Origin of the sequence: Nocardia abscessus (genome assembly GCF_015477775.1) — a bacterium.
Classification (GTDB): Bacteria; Actinomycetota; Actinomycetes; order Mycobacteriales; family Mycobacteriaceae; genus Nocardia; species Nocardia abscessus_A.
Genome location: NZ_JADLQO010000084.1, coordinates 1 through 255, shown reverse-complemented (window position 1 = coordinate 255; position 255 = coordinate 1). Strand labels below are relative to the sequence as shown.

Genomic DNA, 255 nt, shown 5'->3' with positions numbered 1-255 from the left:
CCAGGATCAGCGCACCGGTGGTGAGGACCTTGTGCTCCACCACCGCGCCGGTGGTGTCCAGCCGTTGCACATGCACGATCCACCGGCCGTCGGATGCCCGTTCGACGTCGATCACCTCGTGCAGGGTTTGCACCCGCACCAAACCGGTGGCTTCGGCGGCGGCGATGTAGGTGACGTCGACGGAATGTTTACCACCATTGTTGACGCCCATGGCGCCGTCACCGTTGGTGTAGGACGGCTTCATCTCCCCGCGGA

General features: G+C 64.7%; 1 pseudogene. It reads right to left on the bottom strand.

What is annotated here, in order from left to right:
• A pseudogene (locus tag IU450_RS39375) lies at positions 1 to 255 on the bottom strand (cholesterol oxidase); the annotation flags it as partial.